At 67.6% G+C, this 12,342-nt stretch carries 13 protein-coding genes; 6 read left to right on the forward strand and 7 right to left on the reverse strand.

The features are described from left to right. Positions 1-12: 12 nt before the first annotated feature. Entirely contained in the window at positions 13-1,353 is a 1,341-nt protein-coding gene (locus tag ACN6PJ_RS23745) for a ParB/Srx family N-terminal domain-containing protein (RefSeq protein ID WP_427998249.1), read from the forward strand. A 36-nt stretch (positions 1,354-1,389) separates the two neighbouring features. Here the strand turns inward: ACN6PJ_RS23745 and ACN6PJ_RS23750 are convergent, their stop codons facing one another. Beyond that, a complete protein-coding gene (locus ACN6PJ_RS23750; protein WP_427998250.1) occupies positions 1,390-1,995 on the reverse strand; it encodes a glutathione S-transferase family protein in 606 nt (201 codons plus the stop codon). Between the two features lie 116 nt (positions 1,996-2,111). Between ACN6PJ_RS23750 and ACN6PJ_RS23755 the strand changes: the two genes are divergently transcribed. The 3 genes from ACN6PJ_RS23755 to ACN6PJ_RS23765 all read left to right on the forward strand — a co-directional run bounded on the left by ACN6PJ_RS23755 (position 2,112) and on the right by ACN6PJ_RS23765 (position 4,420). Further along, complete coding sequence (locus ACN6PJ_RS23755; RefSeq protein WP_427998251.1) at positions 2,112-3,095, forward strand: helix-turn-helix transcriptional regulator; 984 nt, start codon at positions 2,112-2,114, stop codon at positions 3,093-3,095. Between the two features lie 99 nt (positions 3,096-3,194). Further along, entirely contained in the window at positions 3,195-3,629 is a 435-nt protein-coding gene (locus tag ACN6PJ_RS23760) for a gas vesicle protein (RefSeq protein WP_427998252.1), read from the forward strand. Between the two features lie 95 nt (positions 3,630-3,724). After that, positions 3,725-4,420: a pentapeptide repeat-containing protein gene (locus tag ACN6PJ_RS23765; protein ID WP_427998253.1), complete on the forward strand. Its 696-nt coding sequence runs from the start codon at positions 3,725-3,727 to the stop codon at positions 4,418-4,420. Here ACN6PJ_RS23765 and ACN6PJ_RS23770 read toward each other — a convergent pair. From ACN6PJ_RS23770 to ACN6PJ_RS23780, 3 genes are all read right to left on the reverse strand, one after another. Further along, complete coding sequence (locus ACN6PJ_RS23770) at positions 4,388-5,398, reverse strand: bifunctional helix-turn-helix transcriptional regulator/GNAT family N-acetyltransferase (RefSeq protein WP_427998254.1); 1,011 nt, start codon at positions 5,396-5,398, stop codon at positions 4,388-4,390. The genes ACN6PJ_RS23765 and ACN6PJ_RS23770 overlap by 33 nt on opposite strands. Positions 5,399-5,486: 88 nt before the next feature. After that, positions 5,487-6,116 carry a DNA-3-methyladenine glycosylase I gene (locus ACN6PJ_RS23775; RefSeq protein ID WP_427998255.1) on the reverse strand — a complete coding sequence of 210 codons (630 nt, stop codon included), beginning with the start codon at positions 6,114-6,116 and terminating at the stop codon, positions 5,487-5,489. A gap of 23 nt (positions 6,117-6,139) precedes the next feature. Then, on the reverse strand, positions 6,140-6,565 hold the full coding sequence (locus tag ACN6PJ_RS23780) for a lysozyme inhibitor LprI family protein (protein WP_427998256.1): 426 nt from the start codon (positions 6,563-6,565) through the stop codon (positions 6,140-6,142). 126 nt (positions 6,566-6,691) lie between these two features. Between ACN6PJ_RS23780 and ACN6PJ_RS23785 the strand changes: the two genes are divergently transcribed. Next, positions 6,692-7,510: a metallophosphoesterase gene (locus ACN6PJ_RS23785; RefSeq protein ID WP_427998257.1), complete on the forward strand. Its 819-nt coding sequence runs from the start codon at positions 6,692-6,694 to the stop codon at positions 7,508-7,510. Here the strand turns inward: ACN6PJ_RS23785 and ACN6PJ_RS23790 are convergent. From ACN6PJ_RS23790 to ACN6PJ_RS23800, 3 genes are all read right to left on the reverse strand, one after another. Then, positions 7,500-9,686, reverse strand: a complete 2,187-nt coding sequence (locus tag ACN6PJ_RS23790) for a TonB-dependent siderophore receptor (RefSeq protein ID WP_427998258.1) — start codon at positions 9,684-9,686, stop codon at positions 7,500-7,502. The two genes, ACN6PJ_RS23785 and ACN6PJ_RS23790, sit on opposite strands and share 11 nt — an antisense overlap. 102 nt (positions 9,687-9,788) lie before the next feature. Continuing rightward, positions 9,789-10,220, reverse strand: a complete 432-nt coding sequence (locus ACN6PJ_RS23795) for a YciI family protein (protein WP_427998259.1) — start codon at positions 10,218-10,220, stop codon at positions 9,789-9,791. A 114-nt stretch (positions 10,221-10,334) separates the two neighbouring features. Further along, positions 10,335-11,384, reverse strand: coding sequence for an NADP(H)-dependent aldo-keto reductase (locus tag ACN6PJ_RS23800; protein ID WP_427998260.1), 1,050 nt, complete (start codon positions 11,382-11,384; stop codon positions 10,335-10,337). A 123-nt stretch (positions 11,385-11,507) separates the two neighbouring features. Here ACN6PJ_RS23800 and ACN6PJ_RS23805 point away from each other — a divergent pair, with 123 nt between their 5' ends. Beyond that, the gene (locus ACN6PJ_RS23805; RefSeq protein WP_427998261.1) at positions 11,508-12,317 is read left to right on the forward strand and encodes a hypothetical protein; all 810 of its coding nucleotides are present in this window, start codon (positions 11,508-11,510) and stop codon (positions 12,315-12,317) included. Positions 12,318-12,342: the final 25 nt, after the last annotated feature.

Below are 12,342 nucleotides of genomic sequence, written 5' to 3' on the forward strand. Positions count from 1 at the left end.
CGGAAACGGCCCATGCCCCCTGCCCCTTTGCTTTCGCGACGTCCCCTCTCCGGCTCCCGTCCCCACGGCTTCCTGCGCGTGCTGGCCGCGGCCATTCTGCCCCTGGCCCTGGCGGCCTGCAACGGCGGCGGAGACGGCGATGACGACCAGACCGACGCGCCGCCCGCGGCGGTCGCGCCGCCCCCGGCCACGGAAACGCCCCCCGCCGCCGAAACGCCGCCGCGCAACACCGCCTACCTGGAAGCCAAGCCCGGCGACGTCATCCGCGTCCGCATCGAAGAGCTGCGCCCCACCCAGGCCGCCATCGGCTATGACCAGATCTACTACAAGCTGGGCCGTTGGCAAGGCGATTTCGAACGCCCCACCTGGGCCGCCGATCCGGTGTTGCAACTGGACTACCTGAACCGCACCGTCGGCAAGAAGTTCGACGATTACTGCGAAGACATGGGCGGAACCGAACGCGCCCAGGCGTTCCAGAGCATCGCCCAGGCGCGCGCCGCGCGCCTGGACCAGCCCGATTCCTTCACCTGCAAGGACGCGCCCGGCACGCATGCCGCCAACCTCAAGACCGTGGTAGTGGGATGGGACGGCAATCTCTACCTGACCGACGGCCACCACACGTTCTCATCGCTGCGCGAGATCTTCGATGGCGGGCCCAAGCTTCCGGTCTGGGTCAAGGTGGACGCCAACTACAGCAGCCTGGCGAGCGCGGCCGAGTTCTGGCAGCGCATGGTCGACGAACGGCGCACCTGGCTGCGCGACGGCCAGAACCAGCCCATCACCGTGGACCAGTTGCCCGCCCGCCTCGGACTGGCCAGCGCCGAAGAGCCCGGCGGCATGCAGGAAGACCGTTACCGCTCGCTGGTGTACTTCACCCGCGACATCGCCTACAGCAACGGCGACCTGCCGGAATTCGCCGAATTCCTGTGGGGCGACTGGCTCCGCCGGCAGGCCGCGGCCGGCCGATTGCCCCGCCTGGACGAATACCTGACGGCCGCGCCCGCCGCCACCGCGCAGATCCTCGCCCCAAGCACGCTGGGCAAAGACCTGCTGCCCGCCGGCGCGAACGACAGCTATGCCGCGGCGGTGCGCGACGCTGCGTTGAAAATGGGCGCGCTGGCCGATGGCGACATCGTCTACGGCGACCGCGACGCGGCAGGCCTGGGCCGCATCGCGCTCGAACCCAACGCCGCCAGCGGCTCGCCCACCAAGAAGGCCCGCGACACGCTGGAGGAATTGCCGCGCCACGACGTCAAGGCCGACGGCAGCCCGCGCGGCGCGGGGAAACTGTGGTTCGCCGTGAACTACCGCAGTTGCGGCAAGCCGGCGGCGGGCGCCTGCTGGGGCTGGTGAGCGGCGGGCGTCCTGTCCGCAAGGCAAGACAGCGCGCTAGGCGTCGATCTGCATGGCGGGCCGGGCCTGGACCCGGTCCAGCCAGGCCCGCACATGCGGATGCGACGCCACCCGCGCGCCCAGGTGAACGCTGTAGCCGATCACCGCCCCCACCACCAGGTCGGCCAGCGAATAGGCCGCGCCCAGCATCCACGGCCGCCGCGCCAGGTGGCCGTCCAGTACCGCCAGCAGCGCATCCGCCTGGCCCAGCACGTTTTCCACCCCGGCGCTGTCAGGCGCGTCCGCAGGGTGCGTGGCGAGATGCAGGCGCGATACCACTGCCCCGTAGCTCACGTAGGACCAGGCGCACCACGACATCGCCAGCAGGCGTTCGGGCGTATCGGCGGCGGGCCACAGGCCGCGCTCCACGCCATAGCGTTCACCCAGCCACAGCTGTATCGCCAGGGTCTCGAACATGGGCGCGCCGTCCACCGTCAGCGTCGGGACCTTGCCGTTCGGGTTCAGCGCCAGGAATTCCGGACGGCGCTGCTCGCCGGCCTTGATATCCACCTTGATGCGCTGGTGCGGAATGTCCAGTTCGGCCAGCGCGCTGGCGACCGGGGTGGCGTTGGACATGGGGTGCCAATAGAAGACGATAGACATGGACGGATCTCCGATTCGAGGGGGGGGGGGGCCACGGCCCTTGCCGGTGGCGACGGGAGTCACAGTAGATGTAATTGAGGACAGATTCCGCCCTCGATATGCGCTATCGTGCCGCCATGCTTACCTCCAGCAACCGTCTCCTGCGCCTGCTCTCTCTGCTGCAGACCCGCCGCCACTGGGCCGGCGCGGAACTCGCCGCGACGCTGGCCGTCCATCCCCGCACCCTGCGGCGCGACATCGACAAGCTGCGCGAGCTGGGCTATCCCATCCATGCCAGCAGCGGCGTGGCAGGCGGCTACGCATTTCGCGCCGGCCGGGCCGTGCCGCCCCTGCTGCTGGACGACGAGGAAGCCCTGGCCGTGGCCCTGACCCTGCGCACGGCCGCCGCGGGCACGGTGGGCGGTATCGAGGAACCCGCGCTGCGGGCGCTGGTGAAGCTGGAACAGGTCATGCCGCAGCGCCTGCGCCGCCGGATCGACGCCCTGCGCTCGGCCATCGTGCCGGTGCCGCGTGGCGGCGCCGCGGTCGACGCCTCGCTGCTGGCCACGCTGGCGGCCGCCTGCCGCGACCAGCTGCAGGTGGGTTTCGGCTATGCGGACGGCCAGGGCCGGGCCAGCACCCGGCAGGTCGAACCGCAAGGCCTGGCGCATACCGGTCACCGCTGGTACCTGGTGGCCTGGGATCCGGCGCGCGATGGCTGGCGCACCTTCCGCGTCGACCGCATCGCGGGCGCCCCGGAGATCGGCGCGCATTTCGCGCCGCGCCCCCCGCCCGAGGGCGGCGACCTGCGCGCCTACGTCGCGCGCTCGCTGCGGATGACGCCGCAATCCGAGCCGGCGCGGGTGATCCTGCACGCGCCGCGCCCGGTCATGGCCGCCCGCATCCCTGCGGACGCCGGCCGGCTGGACGCGCTGGACGAGGCCCGCTGCCTGCTGCAATGCGATGTCCCTTCGCCGGACGCGCTGGTGTACTGGCTGATGGCGCTGGACGTGGAGTTCGAGGTGCTGGCGCCCCTGGCGCTGCGCGCCCGCCTGCGGCTGGCGGGCGAACGGCTGGCGCGCAGCCTGGAAAAAATGTCCGCACGCGAAGCAGGCGGATAAGGGTTGGATTTGGCCGTTTTTCGGCCGATAGCATCCTGTCCCGGCAGTCCGCGATTCGAGTATCTTGGCTGCTTTCCCCCCTTTGCCGGAAACCACCCCATGAGCAACATTCCCAACGCCAGCGCCGCCCCCGACGCCGACGCCTTTCTGCAATTCCTGGTCAACCTGGTGAACAACGGCAGCCAGATCGAGAGCATAGGCGTCACCCTGCAGATGGGCGGCATGCTGGTATCCGGCTCGATCGTGTCCGGCGCGGAATACTTCGACAGCTTCGCAGCCGGCTTCACGGCATCGCTGCATACGGTGGACGAAGCCACCCGCAAGACCGTGCACGCCTCCCTGGCGGAACTGGGCGACGTCTTCCGGCTGCCGCAGCCCGCCGACCCGCTGCCGAACTACATCCACCTTGCCGACGCCCTGTTCTTCACCGCCGACGGCACCCCCATCGCGGGCCAGCCGACGCTCTGGCGCGGCCGCACCGGCGCGGTCGACGGCTTCGTCCTGGGTCGCCTGCAGGCGGAAGCGGCCGGCTGACGCGCCGGGCCGGGCATTGATCGTTTGCCGCGTCGAAAGCGAAATATTCCAGTAGGCTGTCCGGTCTTACGGAATTTCAAGCAGGGACGCGCGGCATGACGCAAGCAGCTATCGGGACAGTGACGGGCCAGGAAGTGGACCGCAGGATGATGCAGGACCTCATTGAGCAGGCCGGCGGCCGCGCGCTGTCGTTCCAGGACTGCGATTTCCAGGAAGCGGATTTCTCGCGCCTGGATCTGCGCGGCGCGCAGCTGACCGGCTGCGCCATCGCCCAGGCCTCGTTTCAGGGCGCCAACCTGGCGGACTCGGCGTGGCTGCGCTGCCGTGGCGGCCAGGCCAATTTCGCCTCGGCCGATGCCAGCGACGCCGTCTTCGACAACTGCGATCTCAACAACGCCAGCTGGCGGCGCGCCAGGCTGGCAGCCGCGCGCTTCCAGGGCTGCAAGCTCACCGGCAGCGATTTCGATGGCATCGCCTGCCTGGGCTGGACGCTGCAGGAATGCCTGCTGATCGGCGCGCTGCTGCGCGGCGTGTCTTTCCGCAAGACCGGGTTGCAGCAGCTGGACTTCTCGGACGCGGACCTGAGCGGCAGCGATTTCCGCGATACCGTGTTCCATGGCGGCAGCCTGCGCAACGCCGTGCTGAAGAATACGCGCTTCGAGGGCGCGGACCTGCGCGAAGCCGACCTGGGCGGCCTGGACCTGAATTCGGCCGCGCGCCTGGCTGGCGCCACCATTTCCAAGACCCAGGCGGCGGCCTTACTGGCCGAGCTGCGCATCCGCGTGATCTGAGCCGCCCCGGCTGCGGCGGACAAAGCGCTGCTCGACCACCAGGCTGCCCCATTGGCGGCCTTCGGCGGACTCGGCCAGGATGAAGCCCGCGGCCTCGTAGAGATGCCTGGCCGCGTCCAGCCCCTTGAAAGTCCAGAGATAGGTCTCGTCATAGTGCGCGTCGGCGAACGCCAGCGCCCGCTCCAGCAGCGCGCGGCCGACGCCCATCCCCCGCAGCGACTCGTCCACGATGAACCAGCGCAGGTGCGCCTGACGGGCGGCCAGATCGCCGTCGATCGCGATGGAGGCCAACGCCCTGCCGCCGTCCACGTACAGCCACAGGTTCTTGCCCGCGGCGGGCAGGCTCTCGGCGAACTCGGCCAGCTCGGTCGCCACCTTGCGCTCGAAGTACACGCCGAAGCCCGAGGCCTGCGCGTAATACCGCGCATGCAGGCTGGCCACGTCGCCGATGCAACCCGGCGCATAACCCTCCTGGATCCCCTGCCCGATGCCGCCGGTCTCCGCGCCCTGGGCCGAGTTGGGATTCTCCTTCGACAAGGCGTCGGCATAGAGCGACAGGAAGCGGATCAGCGATGCCTGGTCGGCCGGAGCCAGCCGCCTGAGCGCGCGCGAAACCTGGTCGGTGGCGAATTGGTCGATCCGCTCCCGCAATTCGCGTCCGGCGCCGCTGAGGAATAGGCGCGACGAACGCGCGTCCCCGGCGTCGGCTTCCCGCGTCAGCAACCCGGCCGACTCCAGCTTGGCCACCTGGCGGCTGGTGTTGGATTTGTCCAGCCTCAGGATGGCCGCCAGGTCGCGGGCCTGGATGCCCGGCTGCAAGCCGATCTCGATAATGGCATGCACCGCCGACGGCGCCAGGTCGCTGCCGGCCAGCGACGCGCGCATGAAGCCCAGCTCGCGCACCAGCTTGCGGGAAAACTCCCGCAGGTCCTGGATGGTCTTGTCCCGGGACTGGGAAGGAATGTCGATCAGGTCCATGGCGCGCCTCGAAAGTTGCGGTTCGCAACCAATATACTTGCGCTCCGCAACCAACTCAAGGGCTATTTTCCGGCCACGCCGGCCGCGCCTAGGACGGCCGCTTGAAGCCGGCCCGCGCCTGCTCGACCTCCTGGCGGCAGGCGCAGCCGCTCAGATGGTCGTTGACCATCCCCACTGCCTGCATGAACGCGTACATGGTGGTGGGGCCGACGAAGGTCCAGCCGCGTTTCTTCAGGGCGCGCGACAAGGCGGCCGACGCCGCCGAGGTCGGATTGTTGTTCCAGTAGTGCAGGTCCACCGTCGGCGGCCGTTCGTGCGGCGGCGGCTCGTGTTTCCACAACCAGCCCGACAGGGACCCCGTTTCCTCGGCCAGGGCCCGGGCGCACCGCGCGTTGTTGATCGCGGAGAGGATCTTGCTGCGGTTGCGGACGATGCCGGCGTCGCCCATCAGGCGCTCCACGTCGCGGTCCGTATAGCGCGCCACGCGCTCGAAATCGAAATCGTCGAAGGCGGCGCGGAATGCTTCGCGCTTGCGCAGGATCGTGATCCACGCCATGCCCGCCTGAAATCCCTCTAGGCAGATTTTCTCGTACAGCCTGCGGTCGTCCGCCACCGGCCGCCCCCATTCGTGGTCGTGATAGTCGGGCATGGACGGCTGCCAGAAGCAGCGCGCCACGCCCCCGCTATCCATGACCAGGCCGGAATCGTCGTTGCCCATGCCCTCGCCCTCCCGGATCGCCGCTACGGCTTGCCCGGCACCGGACACGTCAGGTCGCCTTCTTCGCACTTCAGGTATGCGCGCAATTCCTTCGTGCGGGCCTGCGTCAGCTTGTCCAGGCACGTGCTCAACGCCATCGGATAGGCGCTGCCGCCCGACGTGCCTCCCGCCGAGAACGCGCATTCCGCGTCGCGGAAGAACAGCCACGCCCGCTGCGCGGCATGGAACTGGGTGGCGGCGGTCTTGTCGTCCTTCAGGCGCGCATTCACTTCCTTGTAGGCGGCGTTCAGATCGGCGTCGGACTTGCGGTATGCCTGGTCGGCGCACATGCTCATGTCCGTCTGCGTGGCCGCCTTGGCGCAGTCGATCGGCCGCGGTTGCGGTTGCGGCTGGGCCTGCGCGCCGGCCGTCAGCGCCAGGACGGCTGCCGCCGTGATCAAGATACGCATGGGGTTCCTCCTGTGGGTCTTTGCGGTCCGGGCGCCCGCGCCTGCATCGTCCCGGTCGATCGGGAAAGTGTCTCATGGAAAGGCCGACGGTCGCAGCGGCCGACGCCGTCGCCTAAGATTGAGGGTATGAAAATCCAACTGCTCTCCGACCTGCACCTGGAAACCGACCCCGACTTCCTCGCGCTGCCCGCGCCCGGCGCCGAACTGCTGGTGCTGGCGGGGGATATCGGTTCATACCGGCGGGGCTCCCGCCTGGAACGCGCGGACTTCGGCCTGGGCAGCTACTCGCCGCGCAACGGCTGGCCCACCCCGGTGGTGTACGTGCCGGGCAACCATGAATACGACAATGTGGATTTCGACGAAACGCACGATCGCCTGCGCGGGCTGTGCCACGACCTGGACATCCACTGGCTGGAACGGGAAACGCTAGTCATCGGCGGCATGCGCCTGGTCGGCACCACGCTCTGGACGGATTTCGATGCGCTGGCGGCCGACGGCGACCCCCTGGGCGAGGTCCTGAAGAAGCGCGCCAAGGCCTTCCGCGCGGCGGACTTCTACCTGGAAAAAGCGGAGATGCGCCGCCATGGCGCGCCCTTCATGGCGGAACAGATGCGGGAACAGGGGCTGGCCTGCCAGCAATGGCTGGAGGCCGCCCTGCGCGCGCCGTTCGACGGCCCCACGGTGGCGATCACCCACTTCGCCCCCACGCTGGCCAGCGCGGATCCCCGCTACGGCGTGACGCCCGGCACGGCGGGGTTCTGCAACGCGCTGGACCGCCTGCTGCCTTTGGCCGACTACTGGCTGCACGGCCACCTGCATTGCCCCCAGGACTACGTGAAGAACGGCTGCCGCGTAATCGCCAACCCGCTGGGCTACGCCAAGAAGGGTGAACAGCAGGACTTTACGCCCGAGCGGGTGTGGGACCTGGCAGCGCCTAGAACTTGAGGCTGGCGCTTAGGCTGTAGGTGCGCGGGTCGCCCGCCTTCACGTAGTCCGAGGACTGGTACAGCCAATAGCGCTTGTCCGCCAGATTGTTGATGCCGGCGCGGAAAGTGGTCTCGTAACCGTAGATCCGCGTGTCGTAGGTGGCGCCGATATTGACGATGGCGTAATCGTCCACCTGCACCTTGTTGGACGCCCCCAGCATGGCGCTGCCCGTGTATTTCACGTCGGCCCGCAGCTTCAGGCCGGGCAGTTGGGACACCGCATAGGCGACCTGCGCCGCGGCCACGAACTTCGGCGCCCCGGCGACGCGGTTGCCCGTGAAGTCGGCCCCCTTCTTGTATTCGGTGTCCAGGAACATCAGGCTGCCGCCCACGTTCCAGTTCGTGCCGATGCGGGTGGAGGCTCCCAGCTCCAGGCCCTGGTAGATGGACTTCCCGTCCTGCACCAGTTCGTTGGCCGCGTTGGCGTATTCCGCCTTCTTCTCGATCCGGAACAACGCCGCGGTCGCCGCCCAGTCATCGTGGCCGGTCTTGATGCCCAGTTCGTACTGCTTGCTCTTGAGCGGATCGAGCAGCTCGCCGAAGTTCGCGTAGGTGTTGCCGACCGACGAGCCGGGCTCCAGCGATTCGATGTAGCTCGCGTAGACCATCGTCTGCGGCGTGATGTTGTACATCAGCGCCAGCGTCGGCGTGAGCACCCCGTTCTTGTCGTAGTTCGAGGAGCGCGCGCCGGTGGCGTCGAAGCCGACCTGCTCGTAGTTGGTGTAGCGCACGCCGCCCAGCACGGACCAGCCGCCGGTCAGGTCTATCGTGTCGCTGGCGAACAGCGCCTTCTGCGTGATCTCGGCGGCGCGGTACAGGTCGAGGCTGCCTTCGCTGTAATACGTGTTGGTGTTCTGGGAACGCAGATTGCCGGCGCCCTGCAGCTGGTAGACGCCGTTGGAGCTGTAGTCGTTCTTCTGCTTCTGCCACGAGGCGCCCGCCACCACCTGGTGCTTCAGGGGGCCGGTGGCGAAGCGGCCTTCGACCATGCCCTGCCACTGGTTGTAGGCATAGGCCTCGCCGTAGTCCGAGCGGTAGTCATCGTAGTCGCCGGCCTGGTTCTGCAGGAACAGCACCGATTCGTTGCGCCGGGTGCGCGTGGAGCTGTAGCTGTAGTCGGTGCGCACCGTCCAGGTGTCGGAAAGCCGGTACTTCAGCCCGGTCGAGTAGAAGCGGAATTTGTTGTCCGCATACGGGCCTTCGCCCACCATCCGGCCGTTGTCGTTGCGCACCGGCGACGGCAGTTCGGTGCCCTCCATCGCGCCCGCGTAGATGGTCGGTTCCTGGCGGATCGCCTTGCGGTCCTGGTAGATGGACTGGAAGTCCCAGGTCAGCCTGTCGGTCAGGCGCGCGTCCAGCGCCAGCGACACCGAATCCTGGTAGAGCGAACCGCCGTTGTAGGTATTGCCTTCGTCATGCGTGGCGTTCAGGCGGTAGCCGAAGCGGCCGTTCTCGCCCGCGCGGCCGCCCAGGTCCACGTGTTCGCGCAACAGCCCCTTGGACACGTAGCCCAGCTCGATGGTGCGCACGGGCTCGTCCGTGGGCTTCTTGGTGACGTAGTTGATCAGGCCGCCGGGCGACCCGAAACCGTACATGAAGCCCGATGCGCCCTTGAGCAGGTCGATCTGCTCGAAGTGCTCGTAGGGCAGCGTCGTGACGTAGCTCAGGAATGGCTTGCCGTCGATGCGGTAGGAGTTCTGCCAGTCCAGCGGCAGGCCGCGCACGCTCAGATAGCTTGCCCATGCGCCGTACGACGCGCTGTTGTCGGTCACGGAGGCGTCGAGGGCGAACACGTCGCCCAGCTTGTTGACCTGCCGCTCTTCGATGTCCGCCGCCGTCACGACCGTGGTGGAGAACGGCGTCTCCAGCTGGCTGCGGTCGCCCAGCGCGCCGGCGTTGACCGGCGCCGAAAGGTGCTCGAGCGTGTCGTCCACCGCCGTCGCATTCACGGTGACGGCAGGAAGCTGCGCCACACCCTGCGCACCTGGGGCGCCCTCGGACGGCGGCGCAGCGGACTGGGCATGCGCGCCGGGGGAATGGGCGACGCCCAGCGTCAGGACGAGAGCGCAGGGCGCGACTGCGAACCGTGCCGGCTTGCGCGCACGGCACTTCCTGGTGGAAGCGGAACGGACCACGTTGAATTCTCCAGAGCGGGAGGAAAGGAATATTCTAATAAATAGGACTGATTCGCAATTATATTATCAACTGCGATTTCCCATCCCGCTCTGGCCCCGCGATCACTGCTTGGGCGCTTTCTCCAGCTGATTGCGCATCCGTTCCTCCTGGGCGCGCAGTTCCGGCGTGAACTCCTCGCCGAAATCCTCGGCCTCGTACAGCGGGCGGATTTCGATATCGGACGGGCCCGGCATCGGGTTGGGACAGCGCTTGGCCCATTCGATCGCCTCTTGCAGGGACGCGCACTGCCAGATCCAGTAGCCGGCGATCAATTCCTTGGTTTCGGCGAAGGGGCCGTCTATCACCTGCCGGCTGCTGCCCGAAAAGTGCACCCGCGCTCCCTGCGAACTCGGCTTCAGGCCGTCGCCGGCCAACATCACTCCCGCCTTCAACAACTCCTCGTTGAACCGCCCCATGTCGGTCAGCAGCTGCTCGGTGGGCATCACCCCCGCCTCGCTATCGGCGGTCGCCCTGACTTGAACCATGAATCGCATCTCGGTCTCCTTGTGTGGATGGAACTTGCATGCTCCATCCACACGACGAACCGCGCCAGGCGAAATCGACGGCGATTGCGAAAAAAAGTGTATCCGCGGGCCAGGATCAGCGCATCATGGCGCCGGATTCGGCTGGCGGGCGTGGATCTTTTCGATGGCTTCCAGCACCTCGGCCGATAGCGTCACGTCCACGCTGTCGATGTTCTCCTTCAACTGCTCCAGCGTGGTGGCGCCGATCAGGTTGCTGGTCACGAAGGGACGCTGGTTCACCCAGGCCAGGGCCAGGTGGGTAGGCGAAATGCCGTGCGCGCGGGCCAGTTCGACGTACTCGCGCGTGGCGGCCTCGGCCTGCTCGTTGCTGTAGCGGGTAAAGCGCGTGTAGAGCGAGAGGCGGGCGCCGGCGGGGCGGGCGCCATCCAGGTATTTGCCGCAGAGCATGCCCATCGCCAGCGGGGAGTACGCCAGCAGGCCGACGTCTTCATGATGGGTGAACTCCGACAGGCCGATCTCGAAGACGCGGTTCAGCAGGTTGTACGGGTTCTGGATCGCCGCGATGCGCGGCAGGCCCTTGGTTTCCGCATGGCGCAGGAACTGGCCCACGCCCCAGGGGGTTTCGTTCGACACGCCGACGTGGCGCACCTTGCCTGCGCGCACGAAGTCCTGCAGCACTTCCAGCGTTTCCTCGATCGGCACGGTGTATTCGTCCTTCACCCAGGGGTAGGACAGCTTTCCGAAAGTGGCGGTGCTGCGGTCCGGCCAGTGCAGCTGATAGAGATCCAGGTAGTCCGTCTGCAGGCGCTTCAGGCTGGCATCCAGGGCCGCGGTCAGGTTCTTGCGATCCAGGAAGGTCTTGCCGTCGCGGATGTGGCCGGGGCGCTTGGCGTCGCGCACCGGGCCCGCCACCTTGCTGGCCAGCACCACGTCATGGCGGCGCTTGCTCCGCGCCAGCCAGGTGCCGATATAGGTCTCGGTCAGGCCCTGGGTCTCCGGCTTGGGCGGCACCGGGTACATTTCGGCGGCGTCGATCAGGTTGACGCCGCGCTCCAGGGCGTAATCCAGCTGCTGGTGCGCCTGGGCTTCGGTGTTCTGCTCGCCCCAGGTCATGGTGCCCAGCCCGATCAGGCTGACGTCCAGGTCGGTGCGGCCGAGTTTGCGGTATTTCAAGTTCTGCTCCGTGCGGGATCGCTTACAAGAAAGCCAACACCTTACTCCAAGATTCCTTTCTGGCGCCTGGCGGACCGCGGGTAAACGGCCCTTGCCCGGTCCGCTCGAATCGGCATACGCTTGATGCCCGACCGACTCCGGGAAAACAACGTGCTGCGGGAAATCGACGAGACCCATATCTTCTTCATCTGCGTCGTCGTCTTCCTGGCGATCATCGAGCTCTGCTTCCGCCTGGGCCGCCGGCACCGCAAGGCTTCCGATGAAACGGCCAAGGCCCACATCGGCGGACTGCAGACCGCCCTGCTCGGCCTGCTGGCGCTGCTTCTGGGCTTCACCTTCGCGATGTCGGTCACGCGCTTCGAAGCCCGCAAGAACCTGGTGCTGGAAGAAGCCAACGCCATCGGCAACGCCTACTGGCGGTCCCAGCTGCTTCCCCCCGCCGCCCGCGATCCGATCGCAGCCCTGCTGCTGGAATACGCCACGACGGCGCTGGATTTCCACGACGCCGACAACGACAGCGCCCGCCTGGCCATCGCCGGCGCGACCTCGCGGCGCATCGAGCGCAAGATCCGCTCCACGGCGGCGAGCGTCCTGGAATCACCGCCGTCGATCTCCACCGTCATGTTCATCCAGGCCATCAACGACATGGCGCAGGTCAACGAAAAGCGCCGGGTCGCGCTGGAAAACCACGTGCCCGAGCCCGTGTTCTACCTGCTGTTCATCGTCACTTCCGGGGCCATGGCGTTCATCGCCTATGGAACCGGCCTGCAAAAGCGCAGGCGGATCATTTCGACCGGACTGTTCGCCACGCTGATCGCCCTGGTCCTCACCTTCATCCTCGACATTGACCAGCCCGCCTCCGGCGTCATTACGGTCAGCCAGGAAAGCATGTTGCGGATGAAGGCGACACTGGAGCAGGAGCAGGGGCGCTAGCCCGGCGGGCTCGCCGCGCCCCGCT

Source organism: Achromobacter sp. (assembly GCF_050285585.1).
Taxonomy (GTDB): Bacteria; Pseudomonadota; Gammaproteobacteria; order Burkholderiales; family Burkholderiaceae_B; genus Achromobacter.